Consider the following 20,480-nt stretch of genomic DNA (forward strand, 5'->3'; position numbering starts at 1 on the left):
CGTCAAATAATTAACCTGCCCTCGAGGCGAATGTGTCAACGATGGCCGGCGACATGCCTGCCGAAATCGCCGCTTCACGAATCTGCAGCCACGTCGTCGCGTCGACAGGTATTCCCCTTTTGCGCCGTTCTTCCCGCAACGCCATTTCGGGTTCACCTGGCGCCAGGATTTTGTCGGTACCTTCGGCAAGCGGCGACGCCTTGACCCATTCGATGAACGCCTCAGCCTCCGCCTCGCTCGAAGGTGCATCCAACGCGCGAGGATCGACGACCACAGAGAACATGCTATTGACAATAGCGTTCGTTTTTACCAGCGTGCTTTCGTGAGTCGTGAACCCGCCTGACAGCGCGCCCGCGAAGATTTCGCACATCGCGGCAAGCCCGGATCCCTTATGCTCGCCAAACGCCAACAGCGAGCCAAAAGGCTGTGCGTGCATGACACGGGGCTCGTTCGTCGGCCGTCCCTCGTGATCGATCAGGCAACCGTCGGGCACGTTGACACCCTTGTTATACGCGACTCGGGTTTTCCCATAGGCGATACGCGCCGTCGCGAAATCCAACACTAGCGGCGATTTGCCTGCGCGTGGAAAACCGGCGCAGAAAGGGTTCGTGCCGAAGCGGCGGTCCTTACCACCGAAGGGTGCAACCAGCGGATCACCCGCTACGTTAACGAAATGAAACGAGACGAGATTGGCTGCGGCGCACTGTTCGGCCCAATGTCCTATCCGGCCGATGTGATGAGCATTTCTCAGACCGAGCGCACAGACACCGAAGCTTTTCGCTCGATCGATCGCGTGCTCCATTGATTCGTAAGCCACCGTCTGACCGAACGCGTAAGCACCGTCGATAGTCAGGACCGCGCCGGCGTCGCGCACGATCCGTGCGTGCCCGTTCAATTTCAATTCTCCCTCGTGCAGCGAACGCATATAACGTGGGATCATCCCCACGCCGTGCGAATCGTGACCGGAAAGGTTGGCGAGAACCAAGTGGTCCGCGACCAACCGCGCCTCTCTTGAATCACTGCCTGCGGTCTCCCATATCTTACTGACGTAGGCATGTAAGTCGTCCGGGGAAATCCTGAGTTCCCGCACCGCGTTCTCGTTATGTGTTTGCATATTTTCCACTTCAATCTACCTGAAATTCGCTGCAAGAAAAAACGCCGGAGACAGCTTCAAGGCCTTTGTGCCCCGGCTACGCCGACGTACACTGCATAGATCGAACTCGTAGCAGCAATAAAAAGCTGATTCCGCTTCGGTCCGCCAAAGGTCAGATTCGCCACGACTTCAGGAATCCTGATCTTGCCGAGCAACTTCCCTGCGGGGGAATAGCAGTGGACGCCATCGCCCGCCGACGTCCACACGTTGCCCTGAACATCGAGGCGAAATCCATCGGCGAGTCCCGGATCGATTTCCGCGAATACGCGCCCATTGGCGAGCGTCGCTCCGTCGATCACGTCGAATACGCGAATGTGGTGCGGGCCGTTTTCCGTGTGCGTAGCACCCGTATCGGCAATGTAGAGCTGGCTTTCATCGGGAGAGAAAGCGAGCCCGTTGGGCTTCAGGAAGTCGTCCGCGACGACCGACAACTCGCCGCTATCCGCGTCCCATCGGTACACATAGCAGGCGCCAATTTCACTTTGCGCCTTATAACCTTCGTAGTCGCTGTGAATGCCGTAGGTCGGATCGGTGAACCAGACGCTGTCGTCGGATGCGACCACGACATCGTTGGGAGAATTGAGCCGCTTGCCCTGATAGTGGTCAGCGATCACCTCGATCGTGCCGTCCGGTTGCGTGCGCGTGACGCGCCGTCCGCCCTGCTCACATGAGACAAGCCGCCCTTGCCGGTCACGCGTATTGCCGTTGCTGTAATTCGAAAACTGGCGAAACACCGACACGCCCAGGCCTGGCACCCAGCGCATCATCCGGTTGTTCGGAATGTCGCTCCACACGAGAAAATCACCATCCGTGAAATACACCGGTCCCTCTGCCCAACGGCAGCCGCCGTAGAGTTTCTCGACCCACGCATTGGGCAGGACCAGTTCACGGAATGACGGGTCGATGATCTCGTAACCACAGCCTTCTGTAGACATTCGCATTCCTTATCAGTTTTTTCGATTACTTGCGAAGATGATAATGCCGATGATCAGTACACCCGTAATGACAAGGCGAAGACCCGCGCCGACGCCGAGCGCATTAAGCATGGTCACCATCAGGAACAGGAACAGCGCCGCTCCCCAGATTCCCGGGACACTTGCGCGGCCGCCCGCGACGGCTGTGCCGCCTATGACCGTCACAGCGATCGAGGACAGCATGTAGTCGTCGCCCATGTCGAGTGTTGCGCCGCCCGAGAACGCAGCCAGCAGGTATCCGGTCAGGGCCGCGAGCACGGCGCAAAAGGCATAAGTGAAGTAGCGCGTGCGCTCGACCCTGATGCCCGCCAGGCGCGCGGCCCCCGCGCTCTGGCCGAGCGCTGACAGAGAGCGGCCATACACGCTGCGAGCAGTCACGTAGCCGAGCGCGATGGCCAGCGCGACGGCTGCGATGGCCGTGTAGGGCACGCCCAGCACGCGGCCGTTTGCGAAAGCGACGAGATCGGACGGCGGGATTGCGCGTGCGCCCCGGCCATAGCTGATAGCCATGGACTGAACGAGAAAGCTGGACGACATCGTAGCGATGATCGGCGGGATCCGCAGCAACCGGATCAGGCCATAATTAAGGCTCCCCACCACGACGCCGACAGCGACGGCAGCCAGGGCGCCGGGCACGATCATGTCGTTTTGTCCGCCCATCAACTGCGTCGCGACAACGCCTGCGAAGGTGATCGTCGAGGGCACAGAGAGGTCAATGTTGCCGGGGCCCGATGTGATCACGAGCATCTGCCCGAAACCGACCAGGACCAGGAATACCGAGAAGGTCAGTGCAGCGGCAATGATGCCGCCGGCGCCCTGCCCCCGGACGCCACCGAGGGTAACGAGCCACACTACCAAGGCGCCGGCATACGACCAGAGCCAGGGTTTTCTCAGGACCGTACGGGCCGCCGCGAACGAACTCATGCTCGCGCGCGCCCGATCACTGCCCGCAGCGACAATACTGCGATGAGGATTGCGCCTTGCGCTCCAATTTGCCATGTCGGTGAGATATCCAGAAAAGAAAGGAACGATGCAGCGAGCGTCAGCGTGAGCGCCCCGATAACCGCGCCACACGGCGACACTCTTCCACCGACGAATTCACCGCCGCCGAGAATGACCGCCGCAATAGAAATCATGGTGTAGCGCAGCGCGATATTGGCATCCGCCGAGGTTGTGAAACCCACCAGCGTCAGCCCCGACAGCACGCCGAACACGCCCGCGAGAGCGTACATCAGGCCGCGCGCCCAGAGCAGCGACCATCCGGCGCGAGCGAGTGCGCGTCCGTTACCGCCGGCACCACGCAAAAGCGTGCCCCACGCTGAGCGCATCAGGAAAAAATGCGTCGCGACAGCGATGACAACGGCGGCCACGATCGGAAACGGGATCAGCGGCATATGCCACTGAACCAGATGCTGCAGCCACTCGGGCGTGCTGCCGCCGGGTGCCGGCATCAGCAGGAGGGCTAGTCCAAGCCAGACAAACGACATGCCGAGCGTGACGACAATAGAAGGCAGGTTGCGCCACTCGATCAGCATGCCGACCACGCCATACATCAGCACGCACCCGACCAGCACCGCAATGCCGAACACAGTGTTCTGCTGCAAGAGCGAAGCGCCGACGCACGCCACGAAGCCGACAAAGCTGCCTATCGACAGATCCAGGTCGTTGACGGTGATCACGCACATCTGAGCCATTGTCGCGAGCACGATCGGAACGGCCAGATTCATCAGCATGTTGATGCCGAAATAGCTGAGCGTCTGCGGTTGTAGATAGAAGATCGGCAACACCACAATCAGCAGCGAGATCATCGGCAATGCTGCGCGCAGTCGCGCGGGTTGGAGCAATGCGTTCATGCCGCCACCTCATCGAATGAAGCCTTGATCACCTTGTCTTCCGAAAACTCGTCAGCGGAGAAACACCCGGTCATGTGGCCGCTGCGAAAGACATACACGCGATCGCAATAGACCAGCTCCTCGAGTTCAGTCGAGTACCAGAGGAACGTCCGCCCTTGCTCCGCTTCCGCCTGAATCAACTGATACACCTCCAGCTTGGTGCCGAGATCCACGCCCCGCAGCGGATCGTCCATCAGCACGATTTGGGAGTCCGCTGCGAGCGCCCGTGCGAATAACACCTTCTGCTGATTACCGCCGGATAGCGACAGGATCGGTTGATCCATGTCGGCCGTCTTGATCCGGATACGGTCGCGCCACGCTTGTCCGAGTGCGGCTTCCCCCTCCGGCGATATGAACCCTGCGCGCGACAGCCCCGGCATTGCGCCGATTGAAAGATTGGCGCCGATCGACCACGATGGGAACACACCGTCTTTCACGCGATCCCCTGCCACGAAAGCAACGGTGCCGTTCACGCTTGCCGATCCTCGCCGCGCTTGCTCGAACACCTCGAGTAGCAGTTCCGTCTGACCGTGACCAGCAAGCCCCGCGAGCCCGATGATCTCGCCCTTGCGCGCGGTAATGTGTTTCCCCTTAACCGCGAGATCGACGCGCAGTTCGCCCGCGTTGCTCTTGCGCGTGGGAGCGCGGACGTGAGTTTCAGTAGCAACGTTACCCATCGCGGCAACGACCTCGTTCTTGGTCGCACCGCGACCAAACGTAGCGACAACATTGCCGTCGCGCATCACGACGCTGCGATCGGCCGCGCGCACGATCTCGCCCAGCATGTGCGAAATCAGAATGACCGACTGTTGCTGCGCGGTTGCGGTGTACACGTAGTTCAGTAGTTGGTCCGCCGATGTCGAATCAAGGCTCGAGGTCGGTTCGTCGAGCAGTACAAGCCTGACCGGTGCGTCTACTTCGGTGAACGCCCGCGCGATTTCGACCATCTGGCGCTGCGTAAGCGTCAGGTCGCTTGTCACCGCATCCGATCGAATTCCATGGCCAGTAAAAATCTCGTCGAGCTTGTCCGCTATCAGGCGTGCGGCGCGCCTGCGCCAACCCCACCCGGACAGGCCATGGTGCAGGACCCGCACGTTCTCGGCTACGGTCAGGTTGGGACATAGCGACAACTCCTGGAACACGCAGCGAATACCGGACGAATGAGCATTGTTCACCGAATGCGCAGCGACCTGCCGGTCGCCAATGCGCATCTCTCCGCTGTCTATTGCGAGCGTGCCCGCAAGAATATTCATCAGCGTTGATTTGCCGGCGCCGTTGTGCCCGACAAGTCCCACGCATTCGCCGCTCTTGACTGCGAAGTCAAGACCATCGAGGACATGGTTGCTGCCAAAGCGCTTATGAATGTCTGTCAGTGAAACGATCGTCTCGGACATGCTCATCTCATGGATCGTCGGGAAATCGGGGAAGGAATGCACCGCATGCGCGGTGCGGAATTCGCCAGGCCGTCCGATTAATGCTTCGGCATGCTGTCGACCAGTTTCACGACATCGTCCCGCGTGTATTCGACGTTTGTAACGCCGCCCGGCGGGGTTTTCTTGAGCATCTCGTCGAGGTTGTTCTGGTCGACCATCACCAGAGGGACAATTACGTCGTGCGGCATCTTCTTTCCTGCAAGCACTTGCTGTGCAACCCAGAATGCGAAAGTCGAGATGCCCGGTGCGATGGAAACGGACATCGTCTGATAGCCCTCTTTCGATTGCTGCTTCCACCACTCGAGCTCTTCATAGCGGTTGCCCATGATGATGACCGGCACCGGTCGCCCGGCTGCCTTGAACGCCTGCGCCGCACCGTAACCGTCGCCGCCTTGAGTGACAATGGCGTCGATCTTGGGAAGCGTCGGCAGAATACCCGCTACCTCTTTTTGCGCCACTGTTTGAGTCCAGTTTCCATAGACCGCACCAACGACCTTGAACGTGCTGTGCTTCTGCACCCCGGCCGCGATGCCCCCATGGATCTGTTCATCGATCGATGAACCAGCGATACCCCGGATTTCGAGCAGATTCCCGGATTTGATCCGCTCGTTGAGATAATCCAACTGCATCTCACCCATCTTTTTATAGTCGACAACCACCCGGTATGCGCACGGCTCGGTCACGATCCCGTCGAAGGACACGACCACGATGCCCGCGTCGCATGCCTGTTTGATGACACCGTTGAGTGCAGTCGGTGACGCCGCATCGATTGCGATCGCCTTATACCCCTGCAGGATCAGGTTCTGGACCTGCTGCGCCTGCTCGGTAATCTGGTTGCCCGAGGTAGTGAAAGCGGGTGCTCCTGCAATGGTCCCAGCCTTGATCGCCGCCGCCGAAGCGTTGTCCCAGCTCTTGAGCATCGCCTGTCGCCAGGAGTTTCCGGCGTAGTTGTTGGACAGCGCAATTTTGGCCTGCGATGTGTTGCCAGTAGCCACTTGCGCGTACACGGTGGAGGTCGCGGCGCCGATCGCAAGCGCGACGACGGCCCGTGCAATCCATGTGGATGTCTCTTTTGTATTCATAGGATTCCTTTTTATAATTGATGGAGTGTGATGCACAGCTCTTTCGCGTTTGGCGATGTTGCGACCTGCTTCTAACTTCCTTCCACGACTACGTACGACGGACGTCCATTGCGCGCCCAGTCGATCAGGTTCTGTGCCGCCTTGCGCCGCAACTCTGCGCCGGCGACAACCGAATAAAAGGCGGCGTGCGGAGAGACCAGTACACGGGGATGCTGCACGATGCGTGAGTTCGTTGCCGGCGGCTCGACCGGGAGCACGTCGAGCGCTGCACCATCAAGCTTGCCGGTGTCGAGTGCCGTCAGCACATCGTCGATGTTCACGACCCCGCCGCGCGCGGTATTGACGAGAAAGCTTCCCGGCTTCATCAAGTCGAGCAGCGCCGCGTTCACCAGGCCGGTCGTTTCGCCATTGAGCGGCACGTGCAGGGACACGGTGTCGGCTTGTCTGAAGAGCGTCACCAGGTCGACAGGTTCCACATACGCGGGAAAATCGCCGTCAATCAAATAGGGGTCGAAGGCGATGACACGCGCGAAACTGTTGCGTGCAATGTATGCCATACGTTTGCCGATACGGCCAAGTCCGACAATGCCGAGCGTCATGTCGGAGACCCGGTTAAGCCGCCCCGAGCTCGAGTAGTGCCAGTTTCCCGCCTTGATATCGCGGTCATACAGGACCACGTGACGCACCAGCGCCAAGGTCATTGCGAGCGCATGGCTTGCCACTTCCCCTACGCCGTAGTCGGGAGAATTTGCTACCCATACGCCATGCTTGCGAGCATCAGCGGTATTGACGGTATCGAAGCCTGCACCAAGACGGCTGACGATACGGATCTCTGGCCTCGCGGCGAAAACGCGGTCGTTGATTGGGGCGTATTGAACGAGAAGACCCTGGCAGCCTTCGGCGGCTGCAATGACATCTTGCTCGTTACGGCATTGAGCGACGACTACCTCGATACCCGCCTTTTCATAGAGTGACCTCTCGAGTTCTACATCCGGGAAGTCGTAGTCCGTGATCAATACTCTCATGTGTTTTGCGTTATCTGTGAACGAGGAAGCAGTGTAGTAACCAATTAATAATTGGTATATTGGTATTACCACTATGCCAATTTGAGTGGACCGTTTTACTGATCAAATCCGGATAGGGTTGAGTTGAGGGCCTTCCGTTTCATCATCTACCTCTGCCGACGTTCCAAACGGCAAGGCGCCGGAACCGTGCGAGCGATATGGAGAGCTCGCTAGGCGCCGGTCGCGAAGTCCGTCGCTCATGCTGCTGCTGTCCAACAAATTTGCGATGTGTGCCCAGACGAAAATCGGGTGACGCAGTTGACCTGCCGATCGAATGAAACAGCGTGGCGATGCTCGTTGGCGCTACGGATCGTTGACAGTGGATTCACAACTGCCTCGAACGCTTGATTCACGTTTCTTGGACCATGTTCAGGCCAGTTCGCCACGACCGAAGCAACATGCCCGCTCAGCCAAACGCTAACTTTCCGAAGAGCGAACTTGTACCGGAAGCGCCTTGAGCTAGAGACGACCGCTAAGTGGCGGTCAGGAGGTTGCACCGTGCGCCCCGTCCTGGGTTGATAAGGACGCGCGCAAGTCAGCGGTGTCCAGGACGAAGGACGGGGAGCGGCGAATGGAATGGGAGGGAACGATACAAATACGGAAGGAGAACAGCATGATGAACACATCATTGACGTGGCCATCATGCTCGATTGCAACGCCTCGACACGGTGTATGGTGTTGGTCTTACGGCGATTAGTAGAGGGCTTCAACGAGTTCTGGTACGGCGCCGAACAAATCACCCACGAGGCCATAGTCCGCCACGCCAAAGATCGGGGCTTCCGCATCCTTGTTGATCGCCACGATAACCTTGCTGTCTTTCATCCCCGCCAAATGCTGGATCGCACCCGAAATACCGACGGCAACATACAAGTTAGGCGCCACGATCTTGCCGGTTTGACCGACCTGATAGTCGTTCGGGACGAACCCCGCGTCGACTGCCGCACGCGATGCGCCCAGCGCCGCGCCGAGTTTGTCCGCGAGCGGTTCGAGCACTTTCGTGTAGTTCTCGCCGCTGCCCAAACCCCGCCCACCCGACACGATGATCTTCGCCGACGTCAGTTCCGGGCGGTCCAGCTTCGTCAACTCGCGGCTCACGAACTTGGAAATACCCGTGTCGGCCGAGGCTTCGATCTTCTCCACCGTAGCACTGCCGCCTTCTGCCGCCACTGGATCGAAACCCGTGGTACGCACGGTGATGACCTTGATCGCATCGCTCGATTGAACCGTCGCGATTGCGTTGCCCGCGTAAATAGGACGCTCGAAGGTATCCGGCGAATCTACAGCCGTGATATCGCTGATCTGCGCCACATCCAGATGCGCTGCAATCCGCGGAGCGATGTTCTTGCCGTACGGGGTCGCCGGCGCCAGGATATGCGAGTAGTTCTTCGCGATCAGGACCACCGTTGCGTCGATGTTCTCGGCCAGGCCATCGGCGAGTTGCGGTGCGTCGGCAAGCAATACCTTCGATACACCCACAATCTTCGCCGCTGCATCGGCCGCCGCTTGCGCGTTCGAGCCTGCGATCAGCACATGGATATCGCCACCGATCTTCTGCGCGGCCGCGACGGTGTTCAACGTCGCCGATTTGATCGACGCGTTGTCGTGTTCTGCAATTACAAGAATAGTCACTTTGGAAACTCCCTCACAGAACCTTGGCTTCGGTCTTCAACTTCTCGACCAGCGTCTTCACGTCCGGCACCTTCACGCCTGCGGAGCGCTGCGGCGGTTCAGCAACTTTGAGCGTCTTCAGGCGCGGCGTGACGTCGACACCGAGGTCCGCGGGTTTGAGCGTTTCCATCGGCTTCTTCTTGGCCTTCATGATGTTGGGCAGCGTCACGTAGCGCGGCTCGTTCAGGCGCAAGTCCGTGGTAATCACGGCGGGCAACGTCAGGGAAAGCGTTTCCGAACCGCCATCGACTTCACGGGCCACCGTGACTTTGCCATCGGCGACCATCACCTTCGAGGCGAACGTCGCTTGCGGCAAACCGGCCAATGCGGCGAGCATCTGACCCGTCTGATTCGAGTCGTCGTCAATGGCTTGCTTGCCGAGGATGATAAGTTGCGGCTGCTCTTTATCGACCAGCGCCTTCAAAATCTTCGCCACCGCCAACGGCTGCAATTCCTCAGTCGATTCGACCAGGATCGCGCGATCCGCACCGATCGCCATGGCGGTGCGCAGCGTCTCCTGACATTGCGTCACGCCACAGGACACGGCGATCACTTCCGTCGCCACGCCCACTTCACGCAGACGCACGGCTTCTTCCACGGCGATTTCATCGAACGGATTCATCGACATCTTCACGTTCGCGATGTCCACTGCGCTGCCATCCGGCTTGACCCGGACTTTCACGTTGTAGTCGACCACGCGTTTGACTGGCACCAGGATTTTCATCGTATTTCCTTTGACGGCGGTAATACCGGGCCATTGACTCCGGTATTGCCGTCGCTATCAATCTTATTTTTTCTTGCCGAAATTACCCCAGAGCTTGGGGTCATCAACATTCGCTTTTGTGATCAGAACAGGCTCGATGCTGGTGGACTTGGGAAACGGCTTACCCTCGAAATCCGCAATGACGGCGTCCAGAATGTTCCCGCCCATCGCGATCGGATCCTGACCGATTGACGCATCCTGTGTCCCGCCCCGAATCCTGCTCAACGCGAGCGGCGTGCCGTCGAGTCCAACAATATAGATATGACCGGGCTTGCCAGGAGGCACGAGCTTGCCAGTCTGGCGAAGCGCCGAAACAACACCGCGCACCATCTCGTCGTTGTGGCTGAACACGCCCTTGATATCCGGATTCTGGCTCATCGCGTCAAGCACCATCTTGTACGCGTTGTCGGCGATCCACTCCGTATTCAAGGACTTGACCTGAATGTTCGGATACTTGGCCTTCATCCGGTCCATGAAGCCGGTGTGCCGCGCCTGCGCCTGTTCGGAGCCGACCGAGCCGCGAACTTCAATTACCGTCCCTTTGTAATCCACCATTTTGGCGAGAACATCGGCACCCATCGCTCCGGCCGCCGCGTTGTCAAATTCGACCAACGCTTCGTATTTCCCCTCAGGCGGCGGATTCTCCATCATGAAGACCGGTATGTTGTTCTCGTTTGCGCGCTTCACGCCGGCCGTGATGAGCTTCGCATCCACCGGATCGATCAGCAGCGCGTCAGGCTTCTTGCTCACTGCGTCGAGCGCCTGTGTCACCTGCAGGTTCGGATCGCCCTTGCCGTCGATCATCTGCAAGTTGATGCCTGCGTCCTTGGCCTTCTTCCTGATGCCGTCGACCATCGCAACCTGATATTCGAACTGCAGGCCAAAGGTGACGTACTGGACGCTCTTGCCTTTTGCAGTCTGCCCGGCGGCTAACGCCGCGCCCGATGATGCGACACCGCCGGCGAGCAATGCGGTCCCGACCGCGAGCGCTGCGCCTTGCTTAAGCATGGCGCGCCTGGTTGAGCGAAAACCTTTCATGCGATTGTCTCCTTCGTTCTCTGGTTGTGGGTGTTGGTCAAGCATGCTGTTTTTCCGGCTTGTTTTCCTGACGGTTTCTTTCTGCCTGCTTGCCCGCAATCGAGCGCCGCAGCAAACCGGCTTCGACATAGCGACGCCGATAGACGTCGAGCGAGGCCGCAATCGCAATGACCAGTCCACTCACGACATAGTCGTAATTGGCGGGCACGTTAAGCAGGTTGATGGCGTTCTGAACGAGCCCGAGCAGCAGCACGCCCAGAAGCACGGCGCCGATTTTTCCTTCACCGCCGAAGAGACTGACGCCGCCGATCACCACGGCCGAGATCACCGTGAGCTCGTAACCGAATCCAGCGGTCGCCGCGCCTGCTTCGAGCCGCGCAGTGATCATCAGGCCGCCCACTGCCGCCGCCACGCCTGAGAGCACATAGGCAATCACGATCACGCGATTGGTGCGAATGCCGGCAAGGCGAGCCGCGACCGCATTGCCGCCCGTTGCATAAACCGAGCGTCCGAAGCGGGTCCGGCTGAGCACGAAATGGGCGACGATAAAAAGCGCCAGCGTCAGCAGGATAACGACGGGAATACCGAAGACGCGCATCGCCTGGATGTCGAGGTAGACATCCGGAACCGGGGCGATATTGCGGCCGTCAGAGTAGATGAACGCAATGCCTCGGGCAATGCTCATCATTGCAAGCGTCGCGATCAACGCCGGGATCTTGATCACCGTGACGGCCAGTCCGTTCACCAGCCCGACGAGCGCACCCATCGCAATGGCAGCCACTGCGGCGAGCCCGACCGGCAAGCCGAGATTGAGCGGCAGCGCCACGCATAACACAGACGACAGCGCCAGCACCGCCCCCACGGACAGGTCGATGCCCGCAACGAGTACGACGAACGCCTGACCGATTGCAACAACGGCGATGATCGTCGACGAATAAAGCAGGTTCTCTATGTTGATCCGCGTAAAGAAGACCGGGCTCAGGAGGCCTAATGCGATTGCGCCGATCACGATAATGGCAAGCAGGCCCAGGTCCTGGATTGCGTCGAGGACCGACAGCCGGCTGGAAGGCGCTTTGCCTCGCGATGCGGCCGGCGCTGGCGCTTGAGATTGCGGTACTTGCTTCATGTGAGTTCCTTGTCAGCCCATCGTGGCCAAGTTCATGACCGATTCCTGCGACAGCGAGTCGCGATTCAGTTCCCCTGCAATACGGCCCGAGCGCATCACCAGCACCCGGTCGCTGAGTGCGAGCACCTCCGGCAGTTCAGAACTGATCAGGAGTACTGCTGCTCCCACCGCGACCAGCTGGATTATGATTTCGCTGATCTCCGCCTTCGCGCCAATATCCACGCCTTTGGTCGGTTCATCGAGAATGAGCAGCTTCGGCCCGCGCGCCACCCAACGCCCGATCACCGCCTTTTGCTGGTTGCCGCCCGAAAGCGTCGAGATGCGCACGCTCGGCGAGGCCATCCGGATCGAAAGAGAATGTGCCGCGTGCTGCACGATCTTCGCCTCGCGCGAGGCCGAGATCATGCCCCCGGGCGAAATCCGGTCGAGCATGGAAAGCGAGATGTTGGTCGCCACGCTCAGTTGCGGGACCAGTGCCTGATGGCGCCGATCCTCCGGCACCAGGGCGATGCCCGCATTGATAGCTTTCTTCGGACTGCCCGGCGCGACGCGCACGCCGTCGATGGACACGGTGCCTTCATCGTAGCCATCAATCCCGGCAATGCAATTCGCCACTTCGCTGCGGCCTGCACCGACCAGACCCGCCAATGTCACGATCTCGCCTGCGCGCACAGTGAACGAGATATCGTCCAGCACGCCCGCGCGACTCAACCCGTCGACCTGCAGCACGACCTTTCCCGGCTCCCGTGGCGACGACCTGACTTCCTCGACATCGCGGCCCACCATCATCTTGATGACCTTCGCATGGTCGAGTTCGGCCGCGGGAACACTGTCCACGAGCTTGCCGTCGCGCAGCACCGTAATCCGGTCCGAGATGCGAAATACTTCTTCCAGCCAGTGCGACACGAACACGAGGCCGAGCCCTTGCGCCTTCAATGCATCGACCACTTCGAAGAGCCGCTCGATTTCCGGCGGCGACAGCGATGTGGTCGGCTCATCCATCACCAGCACGCGCGAGTCTTCGGACAGTGCCCGCGCGATCTCGACAAGTTGCCCCTCTGCGGGAGACAGTTGACGGGCAAGCGTCATCGGCGACAAGTCGGGGACCACGCGTGCGAGCACTTCCTCGGCGCGGGCAAGCTGCTCGCGCCGCGAGATGATGCCGAAGCGTGAAGGCCAGCGGCCGAGCATGATGTTCTCGGCCACGGTCATGTTCGGCACGAGGTGGTGATCCTGGTGAATGGTCGCCACACCCGCCGCATGCGCTGCGTCCGGACTCGCGCTCAGCAGCTTGCCATCCACTCTGATCTCGCCTTCGTCGGGAGCGTGAAACCCCGCCATCATCTTGATCAGCGTGGATTTACCCGCACCGTTCTCGCCGACCAGCGCATTGACTTCTCCGGCCCTGATCTCGAAGTCCACGTTGTCGAGCGCCACCACGCCGGGAAACGACTTGCCGATGCCTCGCGCAACCAGGATCGGGTTACCGGCTGTCCAGGCGCGAGACTCGCTGCGTCGCGCCGCCGTTTGCAGGTTCGCGCTCATGCACGGCTTCCATCACGGCGCACCGAACCGAGGAAACCTTTTACGTTCGCGAGCGCGCGCCGGGCGAAGGCGTCCGGACTGACGTCGCGACGGTCGTAGCCGATCTCCATCGCGATGTAACCGTCGTAGTTAATGTCATGCAGCGCCTGCACGACCGACAGGAAGTCGCCCTTGCCTTCGCCCGGCGGAAGCCGGTTCGAATCGGCGAAATGGACGTGGTGCAGATCCTTGCCGAAGCGATACACGTAGTCGCTCGCCACTTCGTTTCTGTACAGCACGTGGTACGTATCGAACATCAGCTTGACGTTCGGCTCGTTCACTTCGCGCATCATCCGCAGCGCGTCGTCGCAATCGTCGACGAGATTGCTGTCCGCCGAGGTCGGTTCGATCACCAGCGTGACGCCGGCTTCGCGTGCGATAGGCGCCAGTGCGCTTAGCGCCTGCCGGCTCCATTCCCACGCTTGCTCACGTGTCGTGCCGTAGATCTGCCACCCGGCCACGTAGATGACCGTCCTGCCGCCCAGCTCTGCGCACAAGCGAATGACCTTCGTGTACTGGTCGATCGCAGCGACCCGCTCTTCGGGCATGGGCGATGACACATTGAAGCCCGGGCCGCCTCCCGGCGCGGGCAACATGCTCGACAGCGCGATGCCGTTCGCCTGCAGCAACTGCTTGATGTCGCGACGGCGCTCGGTGCTCAGGTAATCCGGATACGCGTGCGGTGCGGCGGCGCCGATCTCGATTCCGTCGTAGCCGATCTTCGCGATCCGTTCGATGGTTTCATCGAGGGGATACGACGGAACCCAGACGGGGAAGCTGGAATACACCCAGGTATTGAATGCAAGTTTCATCAATGTCTCCTTCGCTCAAGTGCGGTGATCAGAGCGTCTGGCCGAGCGCGAATGCTTCGCCGATGGTGCTCTGGATGAGCCGGGGCGCGAGGCAGTCGCCCACGCGCTCGATTTGGACGCCGGTGAAATCGGCCGACGCTTTCAACTCAAGGTACAAGTCCTCTCGCGAGCGGCGGCCGATCACCGCTACCACCCAGTCGACGCCTTCAATCCATTCCTCGTCCCCGGGAAGCAGAAGGTACTGCCCTACGCCTACGGCATCGCCTGAACTGAAGACCTGCGCGATCTGCACGCGGCCGGGCGCGATTTCTGCAACTATCGTGCTGGTGCGCAGGCGGATCCGCTTGATCGCCGCGCGCCGGTGGAACAACGTGCGCGTGCCGCTTTCGAGGTCTTCTCCCACCGCTGCGTGCGACGCGACCACCTCGACCTGGCAACCGTTATCGGCCAGGAATTCCGCAGTGCCGGCTGCTTCCCAATGACCGTTGTCATCGATCACGACGACCTTGCCGCTCAGCTTCACATCACCGGAAAGCACCTGGTCCGATGACACGACAAACGGCAGCTCCAGGCCAGGAATCTCTGGCAGGATCTGGCGTCCTAGCGCGCGGGCCTGACGGCCGTTGTCTTCGGCTTGATTCGGGAGATTGGGCTCGGAGCCGGTCGCCATCACGATCACGTCCGGCGAGAGCTCGCGCAGAAGTTGGGGCGTGGCGCTCACGCCGACGCGCACTTCAACGCCCTGGTCGGCGATCACCGACTCCAGATAAGACGTCACTTCACCGATGATCGCGTGCTCGGGCTGATTGGCCGCGAGCATCACCTGACCGCCCAGCACACGCTGGCGCTCCAGCACCGTGACCGTGTGGCCGCGCTTCGCTGCGACTTCTGCCACCTTGAGTCCAGCCGGGCCGCCGCCCACCACCACCACACGCCGTTTCGTGTCCGCTGGCGTGATAAAACGCTCGTTGACCGTGCGTTCCCGCCCGGCCCCCGGGTTCTGGATGCAGCGAATGCCTTTTTCCTGGTTGACCTGATGCAGGCAGGCGTCGTTACAGGAGATGCACATGCGAACCAGATCGCCGCGCCCTCGCTTGATCTTGTTCGGTGTTTCCGGATCCGTGATCAATTGGCGCGCGAAGCCCAGCAAGTCGGCCTCGCCGGCGCGCAACATGTCGACGCCTTGCTGGGTCGCGTTGATACGTCCAAACGCCACGACCGGAATCTTGCTGTTGCGCTTGAGCTCTGCGCACAGCCGGCGAAAATCCGACGCCGCGACGGCCGCGGGCGGGATTTCCATCCAGTAGCTGGAGAAGGAACCGGCGTCCGAGTTGAAGTAGTCGACCATGCCGGTCGCTTCAAGCCCCCGCGCCATCTGCAGTCCGTACTCGAGGTCGTAGCCGAAGGGCGTGAACTCGTCGAGACAAAGCCTCACGCCAACCGGGAACGTGTCCGAGGTGGCCCGCTTGATCGCCTCGAGCACTTCGTACGACAAACGCATACGGTTTTCGAACGATCCGCCGTAGCCGTCGGTGCGGCGGTTGAAGTGCGGCGACGCGAACGAGCGCAGCAAGCCGTCGTGGGCAATCTTGATCTCGACACCGTCAAAGCCCGCTTCAGCCGCATTGCGCGCGCTGGCCGCGAAACCGTCGATCACCGTGCGGATATCGTCTTCGTCGATGGCCTTGGTGCTGAAATGGCTGGACGGTTCGGGCATCTGGGTCGGCGCCCACAGGATATGCGGCGGATGCTCCAGCGAGGTATGCCCCGCGTGGGTTAGTTGACTGAAGATGCGGCCGCCATGGGCATGCACGCCATCGGCGATCTTGCGAAGGTTCGGAATGACCGCCGGGTCCCATGCGTGAATAAAGCGGCGCGACATCTTGCCGGTCATGTGGATGGCCTGGCTTTCCGTCACGATCAGCGCCGCGCCACCGCGTGCGCGTTCCTCGTAGTACGCCGCGAGATCGTCCGACGGCTGTCCGTCGATATGACCGAGCGCGGTGAAGTGTGGCTGGAATACGAAGCGATTGCGCAGTTCCACTTCACGAATCCTGAGCGGCGCGAAAAGCGGCGCAAGCCTTTGGGCGTCGGCAGAAACAGGCGCCTCGGCTTCATGTGATGCAACGATGTTGGACATAAGCTTTCTTAAGATAAGTGGTCTTGCAGGCGCTTTCGCTCAGTGAAAGCAACTCAATTCTTCATCACCGCCGCGCGGCTGGGGCTTCATGCCGTCCGGTCGGATGAACGCGGGCGTGCTTCAGCGCGATGTTCAGGTTCGATCGCCGTCCAGCATTGCGTGGCGGACGATTTCAACACCGCCTCGATAATGTTCGCCGAGCGCAGGCCGTCGTCGAACGTCGGCAGGCCGTCGCGTGTTTCCCCGCGAACCGCTGCGTAGGTGTCCGCGACGAAAGCCTCGAAGCATTGCGCATAACCCTGTGCATGCCCGGGGGGCAAGGTGGCGAGACGGCGTTGCTCTGCCGAGCCGGTGTTTGGATCACGCACCAGAAGTTCAGTGGAACGGGTCCGGGCAAGCCACAAGCGTTCCGGTTCCTCCTGGTCGAACACGACGCTTGCCTGCGCCCCATCGATCTCGAACCACAAGCGATTCTTGCGGCCAGCCGATACCTGGCTCACGGTGAGATTGACCAGCACACCGGACTGTGTTTTGAAAAGCGCTCCCGCAACGTCTTCTGTAGTCACTGGCACCGGTGCGGCCGCCTCGCCCTGCGCCGCGCTCGCATACGACTGCCGGTTACCGCCTGGGCGTTCCGGGACTGTCGTATTGAGCGCCGCGATCACCGACACGAGGCGCTCGCCGCTCACCCATTCAATCAGGTCGCACCAGTGGGACCCGATGTCCGCGAACGCACGCGAGGCGCCACCTTTCGCGGCATCGACTCGCCAGTTGGTATCGTTTGAATCGAGTAGCCAGTCCTGCAGGTAGCTGCCGTGGATCAGTTGCAACGGCCCGAGTTCGGCGGCGTGGATACGGGCTCGCGCCTCACGCACCATCGGATGAAAGCGGTACACGAACGGAACAGTGGCGACGCGCCCGGATTCGCGTGCTGTCTGGACGAGCAACCGCGCATCGGCGGCGGTGGTGGCGAGGGGCTTCTCGCAAATCACGCCTTTGCCTGCTTTGAGAGCGGCAAGCGCGAACTCGAGATGCGTAGCGTTCGGCGTGCAGATGTGGACTACGTCGACGGCTGGATCGGCGATCGCCTGCTCGGCCGAGTCGTAGCCTCGCCCGGCACCGAGTCGCGCCGCGGCCTGCTCGCTACGCGACGGTTCCGACGCGGCGACACCGATCAATCTCGCTCCCGCCAGCCGTGCAGCCCGCGCATGGACCGCGCCGATCATGCCGGTTCCCACTATCGCAACGCCTAATCCGAAACCGCGCACACCGTCTCCTTGATGATCATTCTGCTATCCGGCAAGGTTGCCCGCAGATTTTGTAATCGATTGCATTTTTCGAAACTTTATTCGCGAATTCGATACATCGTCAAGTATTGTGACGGATTTTTATCGTCATGGTTAACGCGTAAACACCTCGCATGACAGGGGTTATAGTGGGATTTTCGGCCAAAAAAGCATCTTTTGTTGACAGGTTCGGGTACTGCTTTTAAATTGCAATCGTTTACAAAATGGATGGTTAAATGTCGATCGATGAGGTTGCACGCAAGGCAGGAGTATCAACGGCCACGGTGTCGCGGGTGATGAACGGCTCGCCGTCGGTCAAGGCTTCGACGCGCGCGCGCGTTGAAGCCGTGATCTCGCAGGAAGGCTATTCGGCGAACCGTCTTGCAAGGAATCTGAGAACGGCCGAAAGCCGCTTGCTGCTCACCATGGTTCCGGACTTCAGCAATCCCTTCTACGCGGAGATCGTGAAAGGCATCGACTCCGTCGCGCGCAAGAACGGTTACCACCTGTTGCTATGCGACACCGGTGCGAGCCTCACCGCCGAGCGCACCTACTTCGACATGCTGCGAACCCGCCTGGCCGACGGCGCGATCTGCCTCGATCCCGATTCGACCCAACGGGCAATGGCCTCGGAGACAGGCAAGCTGCAGTGGGTGGCTTGCTGCGAGTTCGATCCGAAAGGGCCGGTTCCTTATGTGGGCATCAACAATGCGAAGGCGGCACAGGACGCGGTCAGATACCTCGTCGAGCGCGGCCGCCGCAACATCGCCTTCATCAATAGCGACGAGCGTTTCCTGTACGCGAGGCAACGCAAGGACGGCTACATGGCCGCGCTCGCGCAAGCCGGTCTCACGCCTTTTGACGGCGCGATCGTCAAGACCGAAGGCCTGACCTTCGACGATGGCAGGCGCGTCGCGGCTCGCCTGCTCGCGAACCCAACCCGGCCGGACGCAATCTTCGCCGTGTCCGACACGCTTGCGATCGGCGCCATGCAAGCCCTCCACGAAGCGGGCTTGCGCGTGCCCGAGGACGTAGCGGTAATCGGCTTCGACAACGTGCCGCTTGCCGCCATGGTGCAGCCCGCGCTGACCACCATTGCACAACCGATGTTTCGTCTAGGCGAAAACGCGGCTCTGCTGCTGCTCGAGCGCATGCGCGACCCGGGCATGCCACCGGTCGGCACCTTGCTCGACCATGAACTCATTATTCGCGGCTCCGCCTGATCTTCACGATCCACACACACAATGAAAACACTTCTTGGACCTGGCATCTTCCTCGCGCAGTTTATCGGCAACGACGCCCCATTCGATACGCTTCCCCACCTCGCAAGCTGGGCAGCGGCTCAGGGGTTTCGCGGCGTGCAACTGCCCACCTTGAACGAACCTGTATTCGATCTCCGGCGCGCAGCCGAAAGCCAGACCTACTGCGATGAAATCACCGGCATGCTGGCGACTCACGGGCTTGTCATCACCGAGCTGTCCACTCACTTGCAGGGCCAACTGATCGCCACCCACCCGGCGTACGATCGCCTGTTCGATGGCTTCGCGCCCGAGGCGGTGCGCGGTAACCCGGACGCACGCGCAGCCTGGGCAAATGAGCAACTGCTGCTTGCGGCCCAGGCTTCGCGCCGTCTTGGCCTCAGCACGCATGTGACGTTTTCCGGCTCTCTTGCGTGGCCGTATCTGTATCCGTGGCCGCAGCGGCCGGCGGGTCTGGTCGATGCGGCGTTTGCAGAATTGGGACGCCGCTGGCGACCCCTTCTTGATGCATTCGATGACGTCGGCGTCGATGTCTGTTTCGAACTGCATCCCGGTGAAGACCTGTTCGATGGCGTTACATTCGAGCGCTTTCTCGCGACTGTCAACGATCATCGGCGCGCCAACATCCTGTATGACCCGAGTCACATGCTGCTGCAGCAACTGGATTACGCCGCGTTCATCGACATCTACCACGATCGCATTCGCGCCTTTCACGTGAAGGATGCCGAGTTCCGTCCAAGTGGTCGCCAGGGGGTATATGGCGGCTATGCAAACTGGGTCGACCGGGCTGGACGGTTCCGATCCCTCGGCGATGGCCAGATCGATTTCAGCGTGATTTTCTCAAAGATGGCGCAGTACGACTTCCCGGGCTGGGCGGTCCTTGAATGGGAGTGTGCGTTAAAGCATCCCGAAGCAGGAGCCAAGGAAGGCGCCGCCTTCATCGAGCGACACATCATTCCCGTGGCGCAGCGAGCGTTCGACGATTTCGCGGCGGTGCCGACGTCCGCCGAGGATATCCGCGCGCTGCTGGGTACCGGAAAAGCGGCGCGCTGATTCAGTAGAATTGCCGGGCGCGGCATTGACCCCGCGTCCTGCAGACGAGCCCAGGGGACCACCCGGCACATTGAAACGGCGCACATTAAGTCCGGACCCAACCATTGTCGCCGCTTAATAGCGGGCGACCACTTCCCGTTCTCCCGATTCATT

17 protein-coding genes are annotated in these 20,480 nt (G+C 60.6%); 2 read left to right on the forward strand and 15 right to left on the reverse strand.

Going from position 1 to position 20,480, the window contains the following annotated elements:
- Positions 1-10: 10 nt before the first annotated feature.
- From ACSQ8V_RS36440 to ACSQ8V_RS36510, 15 genes are all read right to left on the reverse strand, one after another.
- On the reverse strand, positions 11-1,114 hold the full coding sequence (locus tag ACSQ8V_RS36440) for a malate/lactate/ureidoglycolate dehydrogenase (RefSeq protein WP_436209067.1): 1,104 nt from the start codon (positions 1,112-1,114) through the stop codon (positions 11-13).
- Positions 1,115-1,170: 56 nt separating this feature from the next.
- Positions 1,171-2,088, reverse strand: a complete 918-nt coding sequence (locus tag ACSQ8V_RS36445) for an SMP-30/gluconolactonase/LRE family protein (protein WP_436209068.1) — start codon at positions 2,086-2,088, stop codon at positions 1,171-1,173.
- Between the two features lie 12 nt (positions 2,089-2,100).
- Positions 2,101-3,051, reverse strand: coding sequence for an ABC transporter permease (locus ACSQ8V_RS36450; protein WP_436209069.1), 951 nt, complete (start codon positions 3,049-3,051; stop codon positions 2,101-2,103).
- Positions 3,048-3,980: an ABC transporter permease gene (locus tag ACSQ8V_RS36455; protein WP_436209070.1), complete on the reverse strand. Its 933-nt coding sequence runs from the start codon at positions 3,978-3,980 to the stop codon at positions 3,048-3,050. Before ACSQ8V_RS36455 ends, ACSQ8V_RS36450 begins: the two co-directional genes overlap by 4 nt.
- Entirely contained in the window at positions 3,977-5,413 is a 1,437-nt protein-coding gene (locus tag ACSQ8V_RS36460; protein WP_436209071.1) for a sugar ABC transporter ATP-binding protein, read from the reverse strand. The genes ACSQ8V_RS36455 and ACSQ8V_RS36460 overlap by 4 nt, the downstream gene beginning before the upstream one ends.
- Positions 5,414-5,490: 77 nt before the next feature.
- A complete protein-coding gene (locus tag ACSQ8V_RS36465; RefSeq protein ID WP_436209264.1) occupies positions 5,491-6,534 on the reverse strand; it encodes an ABC transporter substrate-binding protein in 1,044 nt (347 codons plus the stop codon).
- Positions 6,535-6,605: 71 nt separating this feature from the next.
- Entirely contained in the window at positions 6,606-7,559 is a 954-nt protein-coding gene (locus ACSQ8V_RS36470; RefSeq protein ID WP_436209072.1) for a C-terminal binding protein, read from the reverse strand.
- 732 nt (positions 7,560-8,291) lie between these two features.
- Positions 8,292-9,227, reverse strand: a complete 936-nt coding sequence (locus ACSQ8V_RS36475) for an electron transfer flavoprotein subunit alpha/FixB family protein (protein WP_436209073.1) — start codon at positions 9,225-9,227, stop codon at positions 8,292-8,294.
- Between the two features lie 13 nt (positions 9,228-9,240).
- Complete coding sequence (locus ACSQ8V_RS36480) at positions 9,241-9,990, reverse strand: electron transfer flavoprotein subunit beta/FixA family protein (RefSeq protein WP_436209074.1); 750 nt, start codon at positions 9,988-9,990, stop codon at positions 9,241-9,243.
- Positions 9,991-10,053: 63 nt separating this feature from the next.
- Complete coding sequence (locus tag ACSQ8V_RS36485) at positions 10,054-11,067, reverse strand: sugar ABC transporter substrate-binding protein (RefSeq protein WP_436209075.1); 1,014 nt, start codon at positions 11,065-11,067, stop codon at positions 10,054-10,056.
- 37 nt (positions 11,068-11,104) lie between these two features.
- Positions 11,105-12,193 (reverse strand): ABC transporter permease, encoded by a 1,089-nt coding sequence (locus tag ACSQ8V_RS36490; RefSeq protein ID WP_436209076.1) that lies wholly within the window; start codon positions 12,191-12,193, stop codon positions 11,105-11,107.
- Between the two features lie 12 nt (positions 12,194-12,205).
- Entirely contained in the window at positions 12,206-13,738 is a 1,533-nt protein-coding gene (locus ACSQ8V_RS36495) for a sugar ABC transporter ATP-binding protein (protein WP_436209077.1), read from the reverse strand.
- Complete coding sequence (locus ACSQ8V_RS36500) at positions 13,735-14,589, reverse strand: sugar phosphate isomerase/epimerase family protein (RefSeq protein ID WP_436209078.1); 855 nt, start codon at positions 14,587-14,589, stop codon at positions 13,735-13,737. Before ACSQ8V_RS36500 ends, ACSQ8V_RS36495 begins: the two co-directional genes overlap by 4 nt.
- Positions 14,590-14,617: 28 nt before the next feature.
- Complete coding sequence (locus tag ACSQ8V_RS36505; protein WP_436209079.1) at positions 14,618-16,729, reverse strand: FAD-dependent oxidoreductase; 2,112 nt, start codon at positions 16,727-16,729, stop codon at positions 14,618-14,620.
- A gap of 86 nt (positions 16,730-16,815) precedes the next feature.
- On the reverse strand, positions 16,816-17,997 hold the full coding sequence (locus tag ACSQ8V_RS36510; RefSeq protein WP_436209080.1) for a Gfo/Idh/MocA family protein: 1,182 nt from the start codon (positions 17,995-17,997) through the stop codon (positions 16,816-16,818).
- A gap of 254 nt (positions 17,998-18,251) precedes the next feature.
- Between ACSQ8V_RS36510 and ACSQ8V_RS36515 the strand changes: the two genes are divergently transcribed.
- Entirely contained in the window at positions 18,252-19,238 is a 987-nt protein-coding gene (locus ACSQ8V_RS36515; protein ID WP_436209081.1) for a LacI family DNA-binding transcriptional regulator, read from the forward strand.
- Positions 19,239-19,259: 21 nt separating this feature from the next.
- Positions 19,260-20,327, forward strand: coding sequence for a sugar phosphate isomerase/epimerase family protein (locus ACSQ8V_RS36520; RefSeq protein ID WP_436209082.1), 1,068 nt, complete (start codon positions 19,260-19,262; stop codon positions 20,325-20,327).
- Positions 20,328-20,480 lie beyond the last annotated feature (153 nt).

Source organism: Caballeronia sp. LjRoot31 (genome assembly GCF_964253885.1).
In the GTDB taxonomy this organism is placed as follows: Bacteria; Pseudomonadota; Gammaproteobacteria; order Burkholderiales; family Burkholderiaceae; genus Caballeronia.

Coding starts and splice junctions, on each gene's coding strand:
- ACSQ8V_RS36505 (WP_436209079.1), bottom strand. CDS start 16,729: ATGTCCAACATCGTTGCATCACATGAAGCCGAGGCGCCTGTTTCTGCC.
- ACSQ8V_RS36440 (WP_436209067.1), bottom strand. CDS start 1,114: ATGCAAACACATAACGAGAACGCGGTGCGGGAACTCAGGATTTCCCCG.
- ACSQ8V_RS36500 (WP_436209078.1), bottom strand. CDS start 14,589: ATGAAACTTGCATTCAATACCTGGGTGTATTCCAGCTTCCCCGTCTGG.
- ACSQ8V_RS36470 (WP_436209072.1), bottom strand. CDS start 7,559: ATGAGAGTATTGATCACGGACTACGACTTCCCGGATGTAGAACTCGAG.
- ACSQ8V_RS36495 (WP_436209077.1), bottom strand. CDS start 13,738: ATGAGCGCGAACCTGCAAACGGCGGCGCGACGCAGCGAGTCTCGCGCC.
- ACSQ8V_RS36480 (WP_436209074.1), bottom strand. CDS start 9,990: ATGAAAATCCTGGTGCCAGTCAAACGCGTGGTCGACTACAACGTGAAA.
- ACSQ8V_RS36455 (WP_436209070.1), bottom strand. CDS start 3,980: ATGAACGCATTGCTCCAACCCGCGCGACTGCGCGCAGCATTGCCGATG.
- ACSQ8V_RS36445 (WP_436209068.1), bottom strand. CDS start 2,088: ATGTCTACAGAAGGCTGTGGTTACGAGATCATCGACCCGTCATTCCGT.
- ACSQ8V_RS36515 (WP_436209081.1), top strand. CDS start 18,252: ATGTCGATCGATGAGGTTGCACGCAAGGCAGGAGTATCAACGGCCACG.
- ACSQ8V_RS36450 (WP_436209069.1), bottom strand. CDS start 3,051: ATGAGTTCGTTCGCGGCGGCCCGTACGGTCCTGAGAAAACCCTGGCTC.
- ACSQ8V_RS36490 (WP_436209076.1), bottom strand. CDS start 12,193: ATGAAGCAAGTACCGCAATCTCAAGCGCCAGCGCCGGCCGCATCGCGA.
- ACSQ8V_RS36465 (WP_436209264.1), bottom strand. CDS start 6,534: ATGAATACAAAAGAGACATCCACATGGATTGCACGGGCCGTCGTCGCG.
- ACSQ8V_RS36520 (WP_436209082.1), top strand. CDS start 19,260: ATGAAAACACTTCTTGGACCTGGCATCTTCCTCGCGCAGTTTATCGGC.
- ACSQ8V_RS36485 (WP_436209075.1), bottom strand. CDS start 11,067: ATGAAAGGTTTTCGCTCAACCAGGCGCGCCATGCTTAAGCAAGGCGCA.
- ACSQ8V_RS36460 (WP_436209071.1), bottom strand. CDS start 5,413: ATGTCCGAGACGATCGTTTCACTGACAGACATTCATAAGCGCTTTGGC.